Origin of the sequence: Shewanella sp. c952 (assembly GCF_019654975.1) — a bacterium.
GTDB lineage: Bacteria > Pseudomonadota > Gammaproteobacteria > Enterobacterales > Shewanellaceae > Shewanella.
Map to the genome: position 1 here is coordinate 164,179 of NZ_BPEW01000004.1, position 21,229 is coordinate 185,407.

21 protein-coding genes are annotated in these 21,229 nt (G+C 42.6%); 16 read left to right on the top strand and 5 right to left on the bottom strand.

Annotated features, from left to right (window positions below; genetic code table 11):
- Positions 1-221 precede the first annotated feature (221 nt).
- The 14 genes from K5R16_RS05125 to K5R16_RS05190 all read left to right on the top strand — a co-directional run bounded on the left by K5R16_RS05125 (position 222) and on the right by K5R16_RS05190 (position 12,599).
- The gene (locus K5R16_RS05125) at positions 222-1,862 is read left to right on the top strand and encodes a methyl-accepting chemotaxis protein (protein ID WP_220736463.1); all 1,641 of its coding nucleotides are present in this window, start codon (positions 222-224) and stop codon (positions 1,860-1,862) included.
- Between the two features lie 107 nt (positions 1,863-1,969).
- Positions 1,970-2,362: an ACT domain-containing protein gene (locus K5R16_RS05130; RefSeq protein ID WP_220736464.1), complete on the top strand. Its 393-nt coding sequence runs from the start codon at positions 1,970-1,972 to the stop codon at positions 2,360-2,362.
- 49 nt (positions 2,363-2,411) lie between these two features.
- Complete coding sequence (locus K5R16_RS05135; protein ID WP_220736465.1) at positions 2,412-2,669, top strand: HPr family phosphocarrier protein; 258 nt, start codon at positions 2,412-2,414, stop codon at positions 2,667-2,669.
- A gap of 11 nt (positions 2,670-2,680) precedes the next feature.
- Positions 2,681-4,387 carry a phosphoenolpyruvate--protein phosphotransferase gene (gene ptsP / locus K5R16_RS05140; protein ID WP_220736466.1) on the top strand — a complete coding sequence of 569 codons (1,707 nt, stop codon included), beginning with the start codon at positions 2,681-2,683 and terminating at the stop codon, positions 4,385-4,387.
- A gap of 56 nt (positions 4,388-4,443) precedes the next feature.
- Entirely contained in the window at positions 4,444-4,953 is a 510-nt protein-coding gene (crr, locus tag K5R16_RS05145) for a PTS glucose transporter subunit IIA (RefSeq protein ID WP_220736467.1), read from the top strand.
- 187 nt (positions 4,954-5,140) lie between these two features.
- The gene (locus K5R16_RS05150) at positions 5,141-5,530 is read left to right on the top strand and encodes an ArsC family reductase (RefSeq protein WP_220736468.1); all 390 of its coding nucleotides are present in this window, start codon (positions 5,141-5,143) and stop codon (positions 5,528-5,530) included.
- Complete coding sequence (gene dapE, locus K5R16_RS05155; protein ID WP_220736469.1) at positions 5,527-6,672, top strand: succinyl-diaminopimelate desuccinylase; 1,146 nt, start codon at positions 5,527-5,529, stop codon at positions 6,670-6,672. Before K5R16_RS05150 ends, dapE begins: the two co-directional genes overlap by 4 nt.
- Positions 6,633-7,340 (top strand): M15 family metallopeptidase, encoded by a 708-nt coding sequence (locus K5R16_RS05160; RefSeq protein WP_220736470.1) that lies wholly within the window; start codon positions 6,633-6,635, stop codon positions 7,338-7,340. Before dapE ends, K5R16_RS05160 begins: the two co-directional genes overlap by 40 nt.
- 51 nt (positions 7,341-7,391) lie before the next feature.
- Positions 7,392-8,222 carry an alpha/beta fold hydrolase gene (locus K5R16_RS05165; RefSeq protein WP_220736471.1) on the top strand — a complete coding sequence of 277 codons (831 nt, stop codon included), beginning with the start codon at positions 7,392-7,394 and terminating at the stop codon, positions 8,220-8,222.
- A 167-nt stretch (positions 8,223-8,389) separates the two neighbouring features.
- Positions 8,390-9,001, top strand: coding sequence for a carbonate dehydratase (gene can / locus K5R16_RS05170; protein WP_220736472.1), 612 nt, complete (start codon positions 8,390-8,392; stop codon positions 8,999-9,001).
- A gap of 242 nt (positions 9,002-9,243) precedes the next feature.
- A complete protein-coding gene (gene kdnA, locus K5R16_RS05175) occupies positions 9,244-10,428 on the top strand; it encodes an 8-amino-3,8-dideoxy-alpha-D-manno-octulosonate transaminase KdnA (RefSeq protein WP_220736473.1) in 1,185 nt (394 codons plus the stop codon).
- An 80-nt stretch (positions 10,429-10,508) separates the two neighbouring features.
- Complete coding sequence (kdnB, locus tag K5R16_RS05180) at positions 10,509-11,579, top strand: 3-deoxy-alpha-D-manno-octulosonate 8-oxidase KdnB (protein WP_220736474.1); 1,071 nt, start codon at positions 10,509-10,511, stop codon at positions 11,577-11,579.
- Positions 11,580-11,646: 67 nt separating this feature from the next.
- A complete protein-coding gene (kdsB, locus tag K5R16_RS05185) occupies positions 11,647-12,384 on the top strand; it encodes an 8-amino-3,8-dideoxy-manno-octulosonate cytidylyltransferase KdsB (RefSeq protein ID WP_220736475.1) in 738 nt (245 codons plus the stop codon).
- A 14-nt stretch (positions 12,385-12,398) separates the two neighbouring features.
- Complete coding sequence (locus tag K5R16_RS05190) at positions 12,399-12,599, top strand: DUF2897 family protein (RefSeq protein ID WP_220736476.1); 201 nt, start codon at positions 12,399-12,401, stop codon at positions 12,597-12,599.
- A gap of 122 nt (positions 12,600-12,721) precedes the next feature.
- On the opposite strand, the gene K5R16_RS05195 is transcribed toward K5R16_RS05190, so the two are convergent.
- The 4 genes from K5R16_RS05195 to dapA all read right to left on the bottom strand — a co-directional run bounded on the left by K5R16_RS05195 (position 12,722) and on the right by dapA (position 19,228).
- Positions 12,722-15,814 carry an efflux RND transporter permease subunit gene (locus K5R16_RS05195; protein WP_220736477.1) on the bottom strand — a complete coding sequence of 1,031 codons (3,093 nt, stop codon included), beginning with the start codon at positions 15,812-15,814 and terminating at the stop codon, positions 12,722-12,724.
- Positions 15,811-16,896 carry an efflux RND transporter periplasmic adaptor subunit gene (locus K5R16_RS05200; RefSeq protein WP_220736478.1) on the bottom strand — a complete coding sequence of 362 codons (1,086 nt, stop codon included), beginning with the start codon at positions 16,894-16,896 and terminating at the stop codon, positions 15,811-15,813. The genes K5R16_RS05195 and K5R16_RS05200 overlap by 4 nt, the downstream gene beginning before the upstream one ends.
- A 343-nt stretch (positions 16,897-17,239) precedes the next feature.
- On the bottom strand, positions 17,240-18,340 hold the full coding sequence (gene bamC / locus K5R16_RS05205) for an outer membrane protein assembly factor BamC (RefSeq protein ID WP_220736479.1): 1,101 nt from the start codon (positions 18,338-18,340) through the stop codon (positions 17,240-17,242).
- Positions 18,341-18,346: 6 nt separating this feature from the next.
- Positions 18,347-19,228 (bottom strand): 4-hydroxy-tetrahydrodipicolinate synthase, encoded by an 882-nt coding sequence (gene dapA / locus K5R16_RS05210; RefSeq protein WP_220736480.1) that lies wholly within the window; start codon positions 19,226-19,228, stop codon positions 18,347-18,349.
- A gap of 238 nt (positions 19,229-19,466) precedes the next feature.
- On the opposite strand from dapA, the gene K5R16_RS05215 reads away from it, so the two are divergent.
- The gene (locus tag K5R16_RS05215; protein ID WP_220736481.1) at positions 19,467-20,003 is read left to right on the top strand and encodes a glycine cleavage system protein R; all 537 of its coding nucleotides are present in this window, start codon (positions 19,467-19,469) and stop codon (positions 20,001-20,003) included.
- A gap of 17 nt (positions 20,004-20,020) precedes the next feature.
- On the top strand, positions 20,021-20,488 hold the full coding sequence (gene bcp, locus K5R16_RS05220; protein ID WP_220736482.1) for a thioredoxin-dependent thiol peroxidase: 468 nt from the start codon (positions 20,021-20,023) through the stop codon (positions 20,486-20,488).
- A 51-nt stretch (positions 20,489-20,539) separates the two neighbouring features.
- On the opposite strand, the gene K5R16_RS05225 is transcribed toward bcp, so the two are convergent.
- Positions 20,540-21,151: a LysE/ArgO family amino acid transporter gene (locus K5R16_RS05225; RefSeq protein ID WP_220736483.1), complete on the bottom strand. Its 612-nt coding sequence runs from the start codon at positions 21,149-21,151 to the stop codon at positions 20,540-20,542.
- Between the last annotated feature and the right edge of the window lie 78 nt (positions 21,152-21,229).

The window sequence follows — 21,229 nt, forward strand, 5'->3', positions numbered from 1 at the left end:
TCTTCATTCAATCGGCGACCTTTTTATTCTTTAGCACTTCTAGACGAGTGAAAGTGGGACACTATGACTATTAACAGCCGTAATTAAGCGACTAAGAATGAAAAGCGGCTAAAGAACCGATACAGTTAACATATTAAAAATAAACATAATCTTAACTGTTCTTTTTAGTCAAAATAAGCGCTACATTGAGCTTACTCTTTTTTTAGTAGAGCTTAGTTATTATGACAGCCATTTTAAGACAACTTACCATCCTCCAGCGACTGATTTTAATGCTTATGCTCGCTGCGATTGGCACTGTTGTGTTTGCCAGTTTTTCGATCAATGAGCAATACAACAATCTTGTATCCCAGAAGTTGCAGCAAAATGATGCTCAACTGAATACTGTCGTTAGTATTATTGAGGCCCATAGGCAACAAGTCCTTAATGGCGAAATCTCAGAAAAAGAGGCAAAACTTGAATCAGCAAGTCTTGTTGACCAAGTAAACTTCGGTAATGACGGTTATTTTATCCTTGCCGATAGCGACAATACTATTTTGGCTCATGGCGGAAACAAGCAAGCAGTAGGCAGAAACATAGCGAGCATCAACCAATCCGGAAATGACACAACTCTTTCAGCACTGGTAGCTAAAGCTTCAACCGACGGTAGCGCAAAGGGAGAGGTTAACTTCACTAACCCACAAAGTAGGCAGTTAGAAGGTAAATTGGTAGAAGCTAGATATTACCCTGCTTGGAACTGGACACTTATAACGGGGAGCTATAAAAGCGAGATCAGTTCGGTGATGTACTCAATGGCGATAGATTACCTCGTCATCATGTTGATGATTTCAATTCCTATTTTTAGTTTCTTTCTGATGCTTAATCTTTCTATTACCGCACCACTAAAAGCTGCAATTGCAGCGATGAAAGATATCGCACAAGGTGAAGGCGATTTAACCAAGAGATTACCCACTAAAGGTAAAGATGAGGTTGCAGAGCTTGCAGAAGCATTTAACCTGTTTGTCATTAAAATTGCTGATACCGTCGCCCAATTACAACCTTTAGGTAAAAGTCTTGATGATGACGCTAATCGCTTGCTAAATGCAGTACAGGAATCCAATAGCAGTGTTGATCATTTGCATCAAGAGACTAGCAGCGTCGCCACGGCAATCAACGAGATGTTATCAACCACCCACGAAATGGCTACGAACACCAGTCAAGCTGCCGATGCAGCGAACAGTGTTAAGCAGCAGGCACAGCTAAGCATGGAAAAAATGGGCAGCACTTTAGACAATACCCAGCGCTTAGTTGAAGAGCTCAAAACATCAGAGCAGATCACCCATGAACTCGGTAGTTCGTCACAGCAGATTGGCAGTATATTGGATGTCATTAGAGGCATAGCCGACCAAACGAACCTGCTAGCCCTTAACGCAGCGATTGAAGCTGCTCGAGCCGGAGCTCATGGCCGAGGTTTTGCCGTTGTAGCTGACGAGGTACGCGCACTCGCGAATCGTACTCAAGACTCAACCAATGAAATCCAGAAGATAATTACTGAAATCCAATCCGGTGTTGGCTCGGTAGTCTCAAGTAATGAGCGTACACAGCAGCAGTCTGAACAAGTACAAACCCAAGCCAAAGGTGTGGGTGATTCCCTAGGAGAAATCTTAGCCTTAATCGCGCATATTAGTGATATGAACACCCAGTTAGCCAGTGCGACAGAAGAGCAATCTTTGGTAACAGAAGAGATTAATCGCAACATTTGCAGTATCACCGAATTAACTGAAGTCTCTGTCAAAGCGAATGAAAGTAATCATCATGCCGCGGTATCTTTGCAATCTATTAGCCAGAACTCAGCAAAAACCTTAGGTCAATTCAAGGTAAGCTAAACATCATTTCCACACTCTAAAAGGGGCATTATTTGCCCCTTTTTCATTTCTAAAACTATGTTAAGCTAAATTCAATCTGGAAAACTCATCTAAACGGAATTGAATTTATGGCACGTATGACATTAGCTGTTCACCCACAGCTTTTTACTATCCATAGTCTGGCTCCCGACACAATGGTGCCAAACGACATATTCCAACAAGAGATCTATTTTATAGGCAAGACACGGGAAGAGTTGTCGGTTGTCGTTACCTCCACTTTTGAAATGGACAGCTTAGAACAGGAACATGGCTGGAGTTGCTTAGAAGTGCTCGGGCCTTTAGGCTTTTCAATGACCGGTATTTTGGCGAGTGTATCTGGCGCACTAGCCGAGCAAAAAATATCCATCTTTGCAATTTCCACCTTTGATACTGATTACATTCTAGTAAAGGAAGAAACGCTTGCCGAGGCCACTAAAGCGCTCAAGAAAAAGAACTATCAGATAATTAATCATCAAGGGTAGTCACTGTGATGACTTAGCTACTCGTTTTGCGCTAAATAGAGAACAAGATATGTATCAGAAAACAGTCACTATTACCGCCAAACACGGTATACACACACGCCCTGCTGCACTTTTGGTTAAAAAAGCTAAATCATTCGATTGCGATATTTTGGTTGAATGTAACGGTAAACAAGCAAGTGCAAAAAGTTTATTTAAATTACAAACGCTTGGACTCTATTATGGTATCGAAGTAAAGGTGATTGCAGACGGTGAACAAGCAGAACAAGCCGTAGAAGAAGTTTCCGAATTACTGATTACTCTTAGTTAAAAGGCTACGTCATGTCTATTAAAGGTATTGTTGTTTCTTCAGGTGTTGCATTTGGGCAGGCCCTGCATTTAAACCTGCATCATGAAAAAATTGATTACCGTAGATTACCTACATCTCAAATAGCAGATGAACAACGAAAGTTAACCCAAGCCTTTAATAAACAGAAAAGTCATTTAGAAGAAGGCTTGGCAAAACTTGAGGTTGGATCTGAACACTACGATTTAATAGAAGCTGACATACTGGTTTTAGATGATGAATCACTGTTAGAGATGGTGCTTACAGAGGTAGAGCAACTGCAGATTAATGCAGCCGTTGCTATTGAAAGGGTTTTTGCTCTACAAGCATCTGAACTTGAGCAATTGGACGATCCTTACCTCGCTAATAGAGCGCAAGATGTCTTATGCCTTGGCAGCCGGCTTATTGCGAGACTAAGTGGCGCCCAACATCTAGATCTCAGCCAATTAACTCAACCCACTATTATACTGGCGCATGACTTAACTCCGGCAGAATTTGCCATGCTACCGCTAGAGCACATTGCAGGCTTAGTACTTAATACCGGCGGGCTGACCAGTCACACGGCAATTCTAGCTCGCAGTGCGGGCTTGCCCGCACTGTTAAGTTGTCACTTCACTCGGGCACAGATCCATAACGGCGACGAAGTCGTCCTTAATGCTATCAACGGAGAGCTTCACCTTAAGCCCACAGCCGAAACCTTTGAAAAGCTAACGGAGCTTCGTCTACAAGATGAGGCGCATAAACAACAACTACTATTGCTTAAAGATCTGCCCACGCAGACACTGGATGGCCACAGCGTAGCACTCCTTGCCAATGTCGGTAGCTTGAATGAAATAAGCCATCTTACTGATGTTGGCGCTGAAGGGATCGGTTTGTTCAGAACAGAGTTCATGTTAATGAACACCACCACCATTCCGCAGGAAAAAATTCAGTATCACTTTTACTGTGATGCGCTTCACCTGATGGATGGTAAGCCCTTTACCATAAGGACACTCGATGTTGGAGCGGATAAAGAACTCCCTTGTTTAAACCCCGCTTGTGAGGAAAACCCTGCATTAGGAGTCAGAGGCATACGCTATACCTTCGCTCACCCAGAAATATTGATTACTCAGCTGAAAGCTATTTTGCGGGCGGCAAACCACGGGCCTATTAGATTAATGTTTCCAATGCTTAATCAAGTCGAGGAGCTAGATACCCTTTTTGATCTAATAGAACAATGTAAAGTGAGATTAAATGAAGAGGAGAAAGGCTTTGGCCAGCTTAGCTATGGCATAGTGGTAGAGACCCCCGCAGCGGTAATAAACCTTGAATCAATGCTACCTAGACTTGATTTTATTAGCATAGGCACCAACGATTTAACCCAGTATGCTATGGCTGCTGATAGAACTAACCCACAGCTAACAAGAGATTACCCGTCACTATCACCCGCTATTTTAACCTTGATACAAATGACAATAGATAGTGCAAAAAAACACAATGTTAAAGTATCACTTTGCGGTGAGCTGGCCAGCGACCCCATCGTAGCACCACTTTTAGTTGGAATGGGAATTGACGAGCTCAGCGTCAACTTAGCGTCATTACTGGAAGTTAAGTCTGCCATAAGAGCCAGTTCACACCAAGCGTGTATAGCAATGGCAGAACAGGCACATAAATTAAAAAGAATCGAAGAATTAAATCTTTATCTAACAGGTCTTAATATATAGAGATATAATAAGTGCAGTCTAATTTGAATATAATAATGATTCCAAGGGGCAAATAAATGGGATTTTTAAGCCGCATTAGACGTCTTGTTTCCGGACAAACAGACATCGCGGGAAGTGTAAATGTATACGCGCCCGTTTCAGGCAAAATTGTTGCTATCGAGAAAGTACCTGATGCGGTATTTTCCGAGAAAATAGTCGGTGATGGTCTAGCCATAGCGCCAACGGGTAAGCATATTGTTGCCCCCATTGACGGAACCATAGGTAAAATTTTTGAGACTAATCATGCGTTCAGTATTGAATCTCCTCAAGGCTTAGAGATTTTCGTCCATTTCGGCATCGGTACTGTTGAGCTCCGAGGCAACGGTTTCCAACGTCTTGCCGAAGAGGGCCAAGAGGTAAAAATGGGTGAACCTATTCTTGAATTTGATATTGAATATTTAAAAGAGCATGCAGATAGCTTATTAACGCCTGTACTGATTGCGAATATGGAAGATATACAAAGTCTGGATAAGAAACAGGGAAGCTTAGAAGCAGGCAAAGACGTTATCTTTTCTGCAATGCTCTAACCTCTGTTAAGTTTTTAAGCTACCTAATTATCTAGTAACATAAGGATAGCCTAATGGAATCATTAGGCTTTATGTTGCAACCATGTAAGCTTTTAGCAAACAAAATTCAGATGACATACGCATTGGCGTGAATAAACCTCATTAACAGCATTACTGCTCGATTTCGTCTTGAGCCTTTATAGAACCAATGCCACAATGCAAAACACAAAAATTAGATAATGGAGTACCCCCTTTGACACTTTTCGGCATTAAGAATTGCGATACCGTGCGTAAAGCCCGCAAATGGCTTGAACAGAATAATCTTAGCGTTAATTTTCACGATTTTCGTGAGGACGGACTTACCGAAGAGTTAGTAAAAGAGTGGTCTGCCATTGTCGGCTGGGAAACCTTATTTAACAAGCGTAGTACGAGCTTTAGAAATCTCACTGATGCAGAAAAAAATGACATCAACGAGAAAAAGGCCATAGCGCTTATGGTGCTATACCCAACTTTGATAAAGCGCCCAGTACTCGCGGGCGACGGCAAGGTCAAAGTTGGCTTCAAAGAAGCTGAATATAAAGCGTGGTTCAAACTATGAGTAAGTTGAACGATTCGCCTGTGCTCGCACTGGCTAAAGACCTTATTTCTCGCCCTTCGGTTACGCCGCTGGATGAAGGTTGTCAAACTTTGATGGCCGATAGACTAAAAGATGCCGGTTTCAATATTGAAGACATGGTGTTTGAAGACACCACCAACATGTGGGCGAGAAAAGGCACACAAAATCCCGTTTTCTGTTTCGCAGGTCATACCGATGTTGTCCCCGTTGGCGATCTCAATCGCTGGCATACACCTCCCTTTGAGCCGGTCGTAATAGATGACTACCTGCATGGTCGTGGCGCTGCCGACATGAAAGGCTCTCTCGCTGCTATGGTTGTCGCCACTGAGCGGTTCGTAAACAAACATCCAGATCATAAAGGCTCTATCGCGTTTCTCATTACCAGTGATGAAGAGGGACCGTTTATTAACGGGACTACGCGAGTCATCGATACCTTAGAAGCTCGTAATGAAAAAATTACTTGGTCACTTGTCGGAGAGCCATCGTCTACACATAAGCTCGGCGATATTGTAAAAAATGGCCGCCGCGGTAGCTTAACAGGAAATTTAACGGTTAAAGGGATCCAAGGCCATGTTGCCTACCCTCACCTAGCTGATAACCCGATACACAAAGCTTCTCCAGCATTAGATGAGCTAGCGCGTATGAAATGGGATAACGGCAATGAGTTCTTCCCACCGACCAGCTTTCAAATCGCCAATATTAACGGCGGAACAGGCGCGTCAAACGTCATTCCTGGCGCATTAGAAGTGATGTTCAATTTTAGATATTCTACTGAGGTCACCGCAGAGATCCTTATTGATCGCGTACTTAATATCCTAGATGCCCATGGGCTAGATTACGATATCAACTGGATATTCAATGGCCTACCTTTTCTAACGGGTGATGGGCCATTACTTGATGCTACCCGTGATGCGATTAAAAAAGTGACTGGGCTAGACACAGATCCACAGACATCAGGTGGCACTTCAGATGGTCGTTTTATTGCACCAACCGGAGCACATGTACTTGAATTAGGCCCTGTCAACGCCACTATTCATAAGGTCAATGAGTGCGTAAAGGTATCAGATCTTGAACAGCTAACGCTATGCTACGAAGCTATTTTGGAAAACTTACTTTGCGAGTAGCCTCGCCTCATCTTTACGGACTTAGCAGTGCTCATTTAGTTGAGTACTGCGGCTTCCTACTCGAAACAGAAACCGCTGTCGCATTTGAAAAAATGCGCATTGCAGCCGCCAAAGACGGTATCACCTTAGAGATATGTTCCGCTTTTCGAGACTTTGAACGGCAGCAACATATCTGGAATGCAAAAGCCAGCGGCAAACGAGTGTTGCTCGATTCAGACTCAAAGCCTGTAGACATTAATGAAAAAACTCCCGAGCAAATAATAGCACTAATCTTATTGTGGTCAGCGCTACCTGGAACTTCACGTCATCATTGGGGAACTGATATCGATGTTTTTGATAGCAATGCTATTTCAAAGGACAAGTTACAACTAGTACCGCAAGAATACGCGTCGAATGGCCCTTGCCATCAACTTTATATTTGGTTAGTGCAGAACGCACAGCAATTTGGTTTTTACTTTCCTTTTCAACAAGGGTTAAGCGGTGTGAGTCCAGAGCCTTGGCATTTAAGTTACTTACCGGTATCAACAGGATTTTTAAATAGTTTTGACACCCAAACTTTACGAAAAATACTGCAAGACTCTTCAGTCTTATATAAAGAATCGTTGTTCAATAACCTAGAGGGTTTGGCGCAAGAATATGTTTTTCGAGTCGCGCCGGCTCCGCTATAAGACCGTACTTATTTAATATCGAATAAATTCACAATTGACAGAGAATAATCCGTGAAAAATCAAGATTTCGCCGCTCATAGACAGCAATATACTATCGATAATCAGACGTTAAGTTTTATTGATATCGGTCAAGGCCCAGCCCTTTTGTTTGGCCACAGCTACCTGTGGGACGCGCAAATGTGGGCACCACAGATTGAGTTTTTGAGTCACCACTATCGCTGTATTGTGCCAGATCTATGGGGTCATGGCTTGTCAGATGCAATGCCTACAAGTAACCGCAGCCTTCGCGATATATCAGCCCAGATGCTTTCCTTGATGGATAGTTTGGAAATTGAAGAGTTTTCGGTCATCGGCTTATCCGTTGGTGCAATGTGGGGCGCCGAACTTGCCCTTGCCGCGCCAACCCGAGTTAAACGTTTAGTCATGATGAACAGCTTTATCGGTTTTGAACCGGAGATCACTCGCGATAAATACTACGCTATGCTCGATGTGATTAAGCATGAACAAGCTGTCTCTGCTTCGCTACGCACCACTATAACGCCACTGTTTTTTGCTGATCAGCCTAAGGTTGAACTAGTTGAGCTATTTAATACTCGCTTAGCAAGCATTGATCATGAGCAGGTAGATACTATTTATCGGTTAGGAAAAATGATTTTTGGTAGACGAGACACAACCGAGGAAGCAGATAAACTAACCCTTCCCTGCTTAATCATGGCGGGCTTACAAGATAAGGCTCGCTCGGTACTAGAAAGTTATCTAATGCACGATATTATTGACGGCAGTAAGTTTGTTCATATTCCAGATGCTGGACATATATCGACTCTTGAACAGCCTGAATTTGTTAACCAACAGCTTAGCCAGTTTTTAAAAGCCACAGACTAAGCTCAGTTGTTACTTAACAGCACTTAATTTTAACAATTGGTTGAGGTTTGCGTTCTATACTGTTACGTAGCACAACGGCACGACTGAATAGACCAGCACGGCAAGTCATTAGTGCTATGCTGGCAACGCATCAATATTCTCGTTAACAGACTGAAAATAAGACCAGAATGAAATTACTTAAACCGCTTTTTGATAACAACAAACGCTGGGCTGGCCGTATTCTTGAAGAAGACCCTAAATTCTTTGAGCAGTTAGCTAAACAGCAAAACCCTGAATATTTATGGATTGGTTGCTCCGACAGTAGAGTACCGTCTAACCAGATCATCGATCTTATGCCAGGCGAAGTCTTCGTCCATCGCAATATTGCTAATATGGTCATTCATACTGATCTCAACTGCCTGTCGGTACTGCAGTACGCTGTCGAAGTACTGAAAGTAAAGCATATTATGGTTGTTGGTCATTATGGCTGCGGTGGTGTAAAGGCTTCTATGGGCACTGAACGCTTAGGTCTGATTGACAACTGGCTTGGCCATCTGCGTGATATTCACCGCTTACACAAACAAGATTTAGATAAGCTGGACGAAGAAGCACGTTTTGACCGTCTCTGTGAACTAAATGTCATGGAACAAGTGGCTAATGTTAGTAGTACGACTATTGTGCAAGAAGCTTGGCATAGTGGCCAAGATGTTGCCATTCATGGTTGGATCTACAGTGTTGAAAATGGGCTTCTTTCTGACTTAGATGTCACCGTTAATAAAGAAAGCGAGCTTGGTAAGTAAGCATTAGTGACAGTTAAAATAGGCTACCACTCTTCCCTGACTGGTAGCCTTTTATTTTACTATTTAGTACCAATCAACCTCTTTATAGCAATTCAATCACGCTAAAACCGCTTGATTAAGGGATATTTGATATATATCCGAAGAAAATCATCAAGAAATCTCGCAGTTACCCCCATATCGCAGTTATAATCCATTAGTTATTTTTAGCGCTTTTATGCGCAGTGAATTCTAAGGAAATTTCCATGCCTGGTTTTGAATTATTTGGTCCTGAAGAGAAGCAGGAAGTTGCAGACGTAATGGAGAATGGTTTTACATTCCGTTATAACTTCGATCATATGCGTAATGATCGTTGGAAGACCCGTGAAATGGAAGCGCTACTTTGCGAAAAAATGAACGCAAAGCACGCACATTTAGTATCGAGTGGCACAGCAGCATTGCAAACAGCTATGGCAGCAGCTGGCATCGGTGCTGGCGACGAAGTTATTGTACCGCCTTTCACATTTGTCGCTTCTGTAGAAGCTGTTTTCATGGCTGGTGCGGTTCCTATTTTTGCAGAGATTGATGAAACACTTTGTCTATCTCCAGAAGGCATTGAAGCGGTTATCACGCCGAAGACTAAAGCAATTAATCTAGTTCATATGTGTGGCTCTATGGCCAAAATGGACGAAATTAAAGCCGTTTGTGCCAAGCACAACCTAGTCATTCTAGAAGATGCTTGCCAAGCCATTGGTGGCAGCTATAAAGGCCAAGCCCTTGGTACCATTGGTGATGTTGGTTGTTACTCTTTTGATTCTGTCAAAACGATCACTTGTGGTGAAGGTGGAGCAGTAATCACCAATAACGAAACTATCTACAACCATGCACATATGTTCTCAGATCATGGCCATGACCACGTAGGTAACGATCGCGGCGCCGAAGGCCACCCTATCATGGGCTTGAACTTCCGTATCTCTGAAATGAACTCTGCCATGGGTTTAGCTCAGCTACGTAAGCTTGATAAAATTATTGATATTCAACGTACCAATAAAAAAGTTATCAAAGATGCTATGGCAGCAATCCCAGAAGTGACATTCCGTGAAATCCCAGATCCTGCTGGAGATTCTGCAGGCTTCCTCACTTTCTTTATGCCAACTGAAGCACGTACTATTGAGATCAATAAAAAGCTTGCTGAAAATGGCGTTGACGGTTGTTTCTACTGGTATATCAATAACTGGCACTACCTGAATCAGTGGAAGCATATCCAAGAGCTTAAGTCGCCAGCAGCTTTGCCGATCACATTAATCGAAGATAGACCTGACTATACTCAAGTATCAGTACCTAAGTCTGATGCCATTATGAGTCGTACGATCTCAATGTTGATTAAACTGTCTTGGACTGAAGAAGAGATTAACCAACGTATTGAAAACATTAAGCGCGCTTTCGCTTAATCGCATTTTATATGCCGCGACTTCATCAATAAGAACCCGCGGCACTTTTTACAGTAATAATCTCAACGGAGAATGTTGTAATGAGTTTTAAAAATTTCAAATGTGTACCAAAAATGATTTTTGGACGTGGATCTTTCGCACAATTAGATACCGTTCTTGCTGAAGAACGTAGCAGCGAAGATGATTTTGTCGTTTTCTTGGTAGACGATGTTCATCAAGAAAAGCCTCTCGGTGCACGTGTTCCAGCTAAAGCACACGATTTGGTGGTTTACGTTAACGTTGACGATGAGCCAACAACTAAACAAGTTGATGCATTAACTGAACAAGTACAAGCGTTTAGCACTAAGCTACCTGTAAGTGTGATTGGTCTTGGTGGTGGTTCTACTCTTGATTTAGCCAAAGCAGTAGCTTTGATGCTAACCAACGAAGGTGGCAGTGCCGAGTATCAAGGTTGGGACTTAATCAAGAATCCAGCAGTTCACCATATTGGGATCCCAACTGTATCGGGAACCGGTGCTGAAGCGTCTCGTACTGCAGTACTATGTGGTCCAGTTCGTAAGCTAGGTCTAAACTCTGATTACACAGTATTTGATCAGATCATCATGGATTCTGAACTCATCGCTGGCGTACCGACAGACCAATGGTTCTACACGGGTATGGATTGCTACATCCACTGTGTTGAATCATTAGAAGGTACTTACCTTAATGAATTTGCTAAAGCCTTTGCTGAAAAGTCGATGGATCTTTGTCGTGAAGTCTTTATCGATAACCATGAAGAGAAAGATGACAAGTTGATGATGGCATCTTACATGGGCGGAATGAGCATTGCTTATAGCCAAGTTGGTGCATGTCACGCTGTTTCTTACGGCTTAGGCTACGTACTTGGTTACCATCACGGTATTGGTAACTGTTTAGCATTTGATGTACTTGAAGAGTTCTATCCAGAAGGCGTTGCAGAGTTCCGTAAGATGATGGAAACCCACAACATCGTACTTCCAAAGAACATCTGTCGTGACTTACCTGACGAAACTATCGCTAAGATGGTTGCTGTGACTAAGAGCATGGGCCCACTATGGGACAATGTTTATGGCGAAGGTTGGGAAGAAAAAGTCACCGACGAAATGCTAACTAAGCTATTCCGTCGTATCTAAACTCGCTTTTAGATGCTAAATGGGCTTCTATAAAGGAGCCCATTAATTTTATTATTAGGTAAATTGAATGAATGTAACCTTGTTAATCCCTGCTCGATACGGCTCAAGCCGTTTTCCTGGTAAGCCACTGGCTCCAATCAATGGCAAACCAATGATCCAGCATGTTTACGAGCGTGCATCGCTTGCAAAAGGGTTGACTGATATCTACGTCGCGACCGATGACGATCGCATCAAAGATGCCGTTGAAGGGTTTGGCGGAAAAGTTGTCATGACAAGTGCAGAAGCTGCATCAGGTACCGACCGAATCGAAGATGCGATTACCCAGCTAGGTTTAGCCGAAGATGACTTAGTGGTCAATCTGCAAGGCGATCAGCCGCTTATCGATCCTATTTCGATTGAACAGATTATTAGCCTTTTTGAACGTCACCCTGGTGAGTTCGGAATGGCGACCCTCGGTTTTCAAATCACCGAAGAGGAAGAACTTAACGATCCTAAACACGTGAAACTCGTGTTTGATAATGAGTTTAACGCACTGTATTTTTCTCGTGCGCGCATCCCTTTTGGCCGTGATACCGATGACTACCCAGTTTACAAGCACTTGGGTGTTTACGCTTATACACGAAAGTTTGTACACACGTTTGCCAAGTTACCGCTTGGACGCCTCGAAGATCTTGAAAAACTTGAGCAACTACGTGCATTAGAGCACGGTTATAAAATCAAAGTCGCCATCAGCGCCTTTGATTCCCCTGAAGTTGATACACCAGAAGACATTCGCATCTGTGAATCTCGCTTAGCGGTTGATTAATTAAGGATAAGTTTATGTCTGATCTTGAAGTTGGTCTCATTATTTTATTAGTTATTGGTGTTATCGCCAGCAATTTAGCCGTACTAAAATACAGTGCAAAGTATAAAATGCCACAATTTGGTAAAGATCAGAAAAAACCTAGTAGTTCAAAAGCTCCTGAGTCTGTAGATAAAGATGAAAGCGAAGGTTCAGATAAGGATAAAGACGGCGTATAGCCATGCGCTTATCATTGATTCGTTTTTATATCCTCTAGATTTTTAGACATTAAAAAAGGCGCTTAAAGCGCCTTTTTTGTTGTCTATGACCCGTCTCAACTAACTATTACTGATAATAGCAATCACTCAGCTAGCTCTTTTTCAAGCTGTTGGGCTACCAATTCAGGTGAACCAGAGTTCTTAGCCAGTAATGAGTAAGCCACAGGAATAACAAACAAGGTAAAAAATGTCGCTAAGCTAATGCCTGATAACACCACCACACCAATCACAAAGCGTGTTTCAGCGCCAGCGCCTTGCGCCATAACCAAAGGTATTGCTCCAGCAGCAGTTGTGATACCTGTCATTAAAATTGGCCGTAGTCGCTGACTCGAAGCTTGGATAATTGCATCTTTAAACTCCACGCCTTTATCGCGCAACTGGTTAGCAAATTCAACAATCAAAATACCATTTTTAGCCGCAAGGCCAACCAACATGATGATCCCTATTTGGCTGTAAATATTTAGACTTTGACCCGTTGCCCACAGACCAATTAAGGCGCCTAAAGTCGCCAATGGCACCGTTAGCATTATCACCACCGGATGCACATAGCTTTCAAACTGGGCAGCTAATACCAAGAAAACAATACCTAACGCTAAGATAAACACAAAGTACATTGAGTTACCCGAATCTTGGTAATCGAGTGATTGTCCTTTGTAGCTGACAATCGCCTCTGCAGGCAGGTACTCATGCGTTAAATCATTGAGGTAATCAAGCGCCTCACCTAAGCTATAGCCATCGGCAAGGTTCGCCTCAATGGTAATGGCTCGCATGCGGTTATATCGATTTAACTGACTCGCATCGGCAAACTCTTCCACGCTAACAAGGTTAGATAATGGAATAAGCTCCTGAGAACGATCTGAGCGCACATAGATATTTTCTAGATCGGTTGCGGTATTTTGGTTTTCTCGATTACCTTCAATAATGACGTCGTACTCTTCACCGTCACGCATAAAGGTTGTCACTAATCGAGAACCTAACATCGACTCTAGCGTTCGACCAATATGAGAGATAGATACGCCAAGATCTGATGCTCTGTCTTTATCGATCACCACTCTGAGTTGTGGCTTTGTCTCTTTGTAGTCATGATCTAATCCAACAAGGTTTGGATTCTCTTTTGCCTTTTCAAGAATGATATCGCGCCAGCGAGCTAATTCATCATAACTTGGGCCGCCTAATACAAACTGTACAGGCTTACCGACCCCACGACCAAATGCTTGCCGCATCACTGGGAATGCTCGCACACCTGCGAGATCTGACAACCGACCACGTATATCGCCGATGATCTCAAATGCGCTGCGTCTTACCGCCCAATCTTCCAGTACAATAATCGCCATACCATTAGAGAAATTAGAGCTACGACCAAAACCACGTGGTGCTCGGATAAGCAGGCGTTTAATTTCACCGGCTTCTACTAGCGGCATCAGCCTGTTTTCTATCTCATCCATGTAGGATTCTATGTATTCGAAGCTCGCACCTTGAGGACCATTGACGATAAGGAACATCGATCCCCTATCCTCTCTTGGCGCAAACTCTTGTGGCACTTCTTTCGCAAGGTATGCACTGCTCACCAAAGCGATAAGAATGAGCGAGGAAACCAAGAATGGATGTGACATCGCTTTACGGAGCCATGCTCGGTATCCGGCAGACAGTTTATCCATACCACTGTCTATTTTTCTCACTAACCAAGATGATTGACCTGCAGGTTTTAACACCTTAGAACACATCATCGGACTTAGCGTTAATGCTACGATACTAGAGAAAATAACCGCAGCACTCATAGCAACAGCAAATTCTTTAAACAGTTTACCCAAATCGCCTTCTAGGAAGGTTATCGGCATAAATACCGCTACCAGTACTAAGGTTGTGGCGACAACTGCAAAAGCGACTTCTCGGGCACCCAAAAATGCTGCTTTAAGAGGTGAATCACCCTCTTCAATCCGGCGGTGAATATTTTCTAACACGACAATGGCGTCATCAACCACCATACCAATGGCTAAAATCATTGCTAAAAGTGTCAGTAAGTTAATGGTATAACCTAGCGCATAGAGTACGATAAATGTCGCCATTAACGAGACAGGTACCGTTAATGCAGGGATCAACATCGCCCGGACACTGCCTAAGAAAAGATAGATCACCACGATAACCAAAAACATCGCAATAAACAGAGTTTGATAAACTTCTTTTACTGATGCCTCAATAAACACTGAGCTATCGTACGAGCGCTTAATCTCCATGCCAGCGGGTAAGGTTGGATTGATTTGATCAACCAACTCATTCGCTGCTCTTGCAACATCAAGGGTGTTGGCGGTGGACTGCTTAGAAACACCTAGACCAATCATTGCCTCACGGTTACCTCTAAAGGTAATACGCTCCTCTTCAGAACCAATTTCAACTTTAGCAACATCACCTAGTTTAATAAGGTAACCATCGTCACCTTCAGCCAGTACCAAATTGGCAAAATCTTCCGAAGTTCTAAAGCTTCTTTCAAGCCTAACGGTGAAATGACGCTCCTTTGATTCAACACTACCTGCAGGTAATTCGACGTTTTCAGAACGCAGTGCTTTTTCAATATCTGCCACGGTGAGATTTCGTGCTGCTAGCGCTTGTCTGTCGATCCACACACGCATGGCATACACTTTACCGCCACCGAGTCGCATATTCGCCACACCATCAATCACTGAAAAGCGATCAACTAAATAGCGTCTTGCATAATCCGTTAACTGCAACGTGTTCATCTGATCAGAGACTAGGTTTAGCCACATAATCACTTCATCACCACCGTTAGCTTTTTGCACTTCTGGTGGTTCAGCTTCTTCCGGTAGATTATTCAATAAGCCAGAAACTCTATCACGTACATCGTTTGCCGCAGCCTCAATATCTCGGCCAACATCAAACTCTAGGGTAACGCGTGAGCGACCATCACTGCTTGAGGAGCTAATATGTTTAATCCCCTCTACACCACTAATACGGTCTTCTACAAGCTGAGTAATACGGCTTTCAACTACCGCTGCGCTTGCGCCGCGATAGTTGGTTTGAATTGATACCACTGGAGGGTCAATATTTGGATATTCTCGTAGCGGTAACTTTTCAAATGCTACAAGACCAAAAACGATTAACAGGATACTGATAACCGAAGCGAAAACCGGCCGCTTAACCGATATGTCAGTTAAGATCATGCCACTGGCTCCACACTAGCTTGTTTAAGAAAACTGAATTTTTCGCTAAAAGTCACTTTAACGGAATCACCGGGCCTAACTTTTAGGATCCCGCGGATCACCACTTGTTCATCGAGTTCAACTCCGTCTAGAATTTCAACCCAACCACGTTTACGTAAACCAAGCGTCACCTGCTTTTGCTCAACCACGCCTTCGTCATTAACCAGATAAACATAGTGTCTATCCTGTACTGGAATAATTGCGGACTCTGGCAGAATAAGCGCTTCTCGGCTTTGCTTGATAAGTTTTACTTTCATCAACATTCCGGGCAGTAAACGATGTTTTGGATTAGGGATCTCTGCACGAACTATAACGGCGCGGGTTTGCGGGTTAATGCGGCTATCAATAGAGGTCACTTTGCCAATGAACATTTCACCGTCGAAGGCAACAGCGGTAGCTTCCACTGTTTTACCAATCGCTAACGATTGCAAGAAACGCTCTGGCACTGAGAAATCGAGCTTGATGACAGAGATATCATCGAGTGTTGTAATTGCTTTACCTGGAGTCACTAACGCACCTACACTCACTTGACGCAAGCCTAACGCGCCCGAAAAGGGTGCACTAATACGTCTATCACTGAGCGCAGATTGAGATTGTACTAATTCAGCTTTAGCAGTATCGATAAGAGTTTGCAGTCTATCTCTTTCAAGCTCTGCAATCGTTTGGCTGGTAACCAGCGTTCGAATACGATCTAACTCTCGTTGGTGATCTTTGACTTTGACTTTGGCAACGGTAACACGTGCTTTTTGCTCACTATCTTGTAACTGTACCAGCAAGCGCCCCTTCTCAACTAAATCACCATCGTTGAAATTAACCTTGGTAACCACTTCAGATACTTTAGGGGTGACGGTAATAGATTCGTTTGCCCTGCTGGTTCCTAACGCTTCAACTTCATCGCGTATAGGTTGAATAGCGGCTTTTGCTACAACAACATTGGGTGTAGGCCTAGATTTTTTGGCTTTAGTTACATTATCAGTTTTAAGATATTGATAACCAAAGGCGGCAGCTAATGCAATTAGTATAATTATTGTTATTTTTTTCATGACTTCCCTAACAAACTGCTTTATTCAATTAGGGGTAGTTTACCTAGGTAAAACCAAGCTTCAATACGTTTTACCTTTTCTTACAATTAACACATTTCATTCACACACTTACGCGCAGCAGATAATAGCGAGTTAGCGGCTATTCAAGTCAATAATATATCAACCTGCCGATATAACAGTTTTAGCTGTTTACATTCCAAAACAAACAAGCATAAACGTTTTGAACATCTAGATAAGAGGCATTCAAGCATTATACTGTGAAGAAATAGTTATCTAGCTAGTGGTATAAAGAAGGCAATAAAAAAGGAGCCACATAGGCTCCTTTCATTAGAACGGCAATCGACTAACGGACTTTACGATCTTCTTCCATTAGCTCTGAGAAACCTTCATAGACGGCGATAACAACTTCACTTTCTAATGGTTCATTGTCAGCACCAAGTAAGTGGATCTGCGTTTTATCGTCAGCGCTATCATCTTTAAGTTCGATGCGGTAAGAACCTTCATCTAAACTCAGTTTTTTCTCACCCCATAAAGAGCTCCAAAAACCTGAATCATCGACCACGTTGATATAAAGCAGACCTTTGTTACTGTCCATATCTACAATTTCGAAGCCCATCTCAGGTAAAACGATACGTAAACGATCCCATGTACGTTTGAACTTAGCATCGGCTAGCCAGTAAGCTTGTTCATCTTGCTCAGAGATCAAGTCAACATCAATACCAAGACTTTGTTTAAGACGCTTAGCTTTCATAGCTTGAGCACGTTTAATACTCATGTAACTAATAGAGTCATTCAGGATATCAATCGTATAACGACGCTTATCTTCTCCGCTAAGCAAAATCTCTTGTTGCTCACCGTCATAAGACTCTTCGTGTTCAATCAAACTGATTGTAACGTTACCGCTACGACCATGTGGGCGAATATCAACGTCATACTTATAACGTTGGCGCAACAGGTAAACTTTGTCACTGCCCCAAAAGCTAGACTCAACCACTTCAGAGCTTTCAATCCAATCAGTTTCAAAGGTGCCAGCATCATAGTCTTCAGCACGGATCTGAACTGACTCACTTGCAAAGTACTCTTTTAATACATCAAAGATCTCTTGCTTTAGGTCTGAGTCATTATCAATGGACTCAACCATAATTTTAATATTGTCATCACCCTCTTCGACACGCGTTCCCGCAGCCATAGGCAATACCTGTAGCGGAGGACGAATATCTAAGGTGCTGCCCACTAGCGTCTTATCAACTTTAGCGCCAACCTCGGGGATATCATATTCTTTACTATATGTCGGTTGATTAAGCCCTTCAGGAATAACCAGTTTAGGCGCTGATGCTAGATCTTGATATTGCTGATCAACATCATTCGCTTGCCTTCTATCAATTGGTGTACTGCACGCTGTGACAGCCGCAATCAGTATTAATGGTGATACTTGCTTTAGCATTTATTCTTAAACCTCAATTCGGGCATTTTTCATTGCTTCTAGCAACAGACCATGAAACTCACTAGAAAGTTCAGTTAAAGGTAAACGAATTTCTCCTTTACTGATAAGTCCCATTTGATGAGCAGCCCATTTTACAGGGATTGGGTTGGCTTCACAAAATAAAGCGCTGAATAAACTTTGCATCGACTTTTCAACAGCAATAGCTTCTGCAGTATTGCCAGCAAGTGCGGCATCACACATCGCTTTAAATGCTTTAGGAACAATGTTGTTAGCAACCGAAATGATACCGTTACCGCCCAAAGTTAAAAATTCGCGTGCTGTAGCGTCATCACCACTGTAAAGCAAAAAATCGTCGCCGCACAAACTGCGAAGTTTACTTACACGAGTAAGATCGCCAGTGGCTTCTTTTACACCAATAATGTTACTAACGCTTGCGAGCTCTGCTACCGTTTCAGGTAACATATCAACCGAAGTACGCCCAGGTACATTGTACAATATTTGTGGAATATCAGTACTTTGAGCTACAGCTTTATAATGTGCAATCAAGCCTTTTGGAGACGGCTTATTGTAATATGGAGTCACACCCAGCATGGCTTCAACACCAACACTAGACAGACCTTTTGTCAGTTCTATCGCTTCTGCAGTGGCATTTGCGCCATTACCACCAATAATTGGAATGCGGCCAGCGGCAAAACTTACCGTCTGTTGGACGACTTGAATATGCTCTTTTGCTGGCAGTGTTGCTGACTCACCAGTAGTGCCAACTGCAACGATGCCATCGGTACCTTGGGCAATATGGTACTCAACTAAATTCTCAAGACTCTTATTATCTACTGTGCCATCACTATTCATTGGTGTGATTAAGGCAACGATGCTTCCGTTTATCATGTGTATTCCCCAAGGGTTCAGGACTGGCTATGGTACTGATGGAATCAGTTAAAGACAAGCACTAGTACACAACTCATTCCAGATTCATTATCAACTTGAAACATATTAAATATTTGATTTTGTAACTACGACAAAGATCGCAAATAGAGCAACATGTGATAGCATTGCTGACCATGAAAAAAAAGCACCATGAAATTGCTGTTTTTTTGGGCTAACTAATATAAAGATGGGGTATTAAATGTCCAACCACTTGGTCGTTACTGCAATGGGGGCCGACCGTCCAGGTATTGTGAGTAAATTTGCACGACTCGCAAGTGAGTGTGACTGTGACATAGTCGACAGTCGTATGGCGTTGTTCGGTAATGAATTCACTTTAATTATGATGTTATCTGGCTCATGGCCTTCTATCACCAAGATGGAATCAACCTTACCTAGCTTGAGTGTTGAGCTAGAACTGATGACAGTCATGAAACGGACAGCTAAACATACACCGAAAAATTACATTTCTCGCTTAGAAGTTAACTTCAGTGGTTTTGATCAACGTGGAACCATGAAAAAAATCACTCAGTTTCTTGCCGATCGTTCATTAGATTTGGGGGCGGTAAAGTCCCACGCAGAAGAAGACGATACTGGCGAACCGACTCAGAACATCTCATTGACCATAAATGTCCCTGAAAAAGTCGATCTTGAAAAGCTTGAAGTCAGTATGCATGAACTCGCAAAAGAGTTGTCACTAGAGTGTACCTTGGAGCATATGCAAGGCATAGACAGCTAAAATCATAGGGAAAAGATATGCATACCTTAACAGTAGGCGATAAAGCGCCACAGTTTACTCTACAAAATCAAAATGATGAGACTATCAGCTTATCAGAAGCATTACAGACTGGTCCGGTGTTAGTTTATTTTTATCCAAAAGCGTCAACACCAGGCTGCACAGTGCAAGCGTGTGGCTTAAGAGATAGTCAGCCACAACTTAATGATCTTTCTGTTACCGTATTTGGTATTAGCCCAGATCCAGTCGCAAAGCTTGCAAAGTTCTCAGATAAGCAATCGCTCAATTTCTCACTGCTAAGTGATGAAGACCATGCAATCGCCGATGCATTTGGTGTTTGGGGAGAGAAAAAATTTATGGGTAAAATTTATGACGGTATTCACCGTCTAAGTTTCCTCGTAGGCCAAGATGGTAATATTGCTCACGTGTTCAATAAATTTAAAACGAAAGATCACCACGAAGTGGTTCTTGCCTATTTAGCCGAGTAACTAACACTGACTCAATAAAAAGGAGCCTAGAAGGCTCCTTTTTTTATTATTCTATAAGTATGGATATATTAACGCTAAAGCAATAGACCACATTGTTAGGCAGATAAATCTATCTAAGTAGCACCACGCTTTAGGCTTCTGAAATATAGGACTTAAGTAGCGAGCTCCAATACTTAAGCTAAAAAACCATACAAATGATGCCAACACAGCCCCAGCCCCAAACCATTGCTTTGCCGTGCCTTCAAACTGCACACTAATGCTTCCTAGCAGTACCACGGTATCTAAATACAAGTGTGGATTAAGAAAGCTTATTGCTAATGTGGTAATAACTGCTTTTTTGAGGCTATCAGCGGCTAATCCTTGCTCATCTTCCATTTTTTGCTCAGTAAAAGATGATTTCAATGCGCCATAACCATATATAAAAAGAAAAATAGCACCACCAAAACTGGCGATATCTTTGATCAGTGGAAAGGCAAGTATAAGATGCCCAAGCCCTGCAACGCCTGCCGTGATCATAATGGCGTCAATAAATGAGCACAGCGCCGCTATGGGCAACGAATGTGATTGCTTTAAGCCCTGTTTTAATACAAATGCGTTTTGCGCACCTACCGCCATGATGAGACTGCCACCGATTGCCATTCCCTGAATGAATGCTGTTTGCATGAAATTACCTAAAATATGAAGACGACGAATTAGCGAGCAGAATATTCCCCAAACAAAAATAAGTACAACTAATTAAAT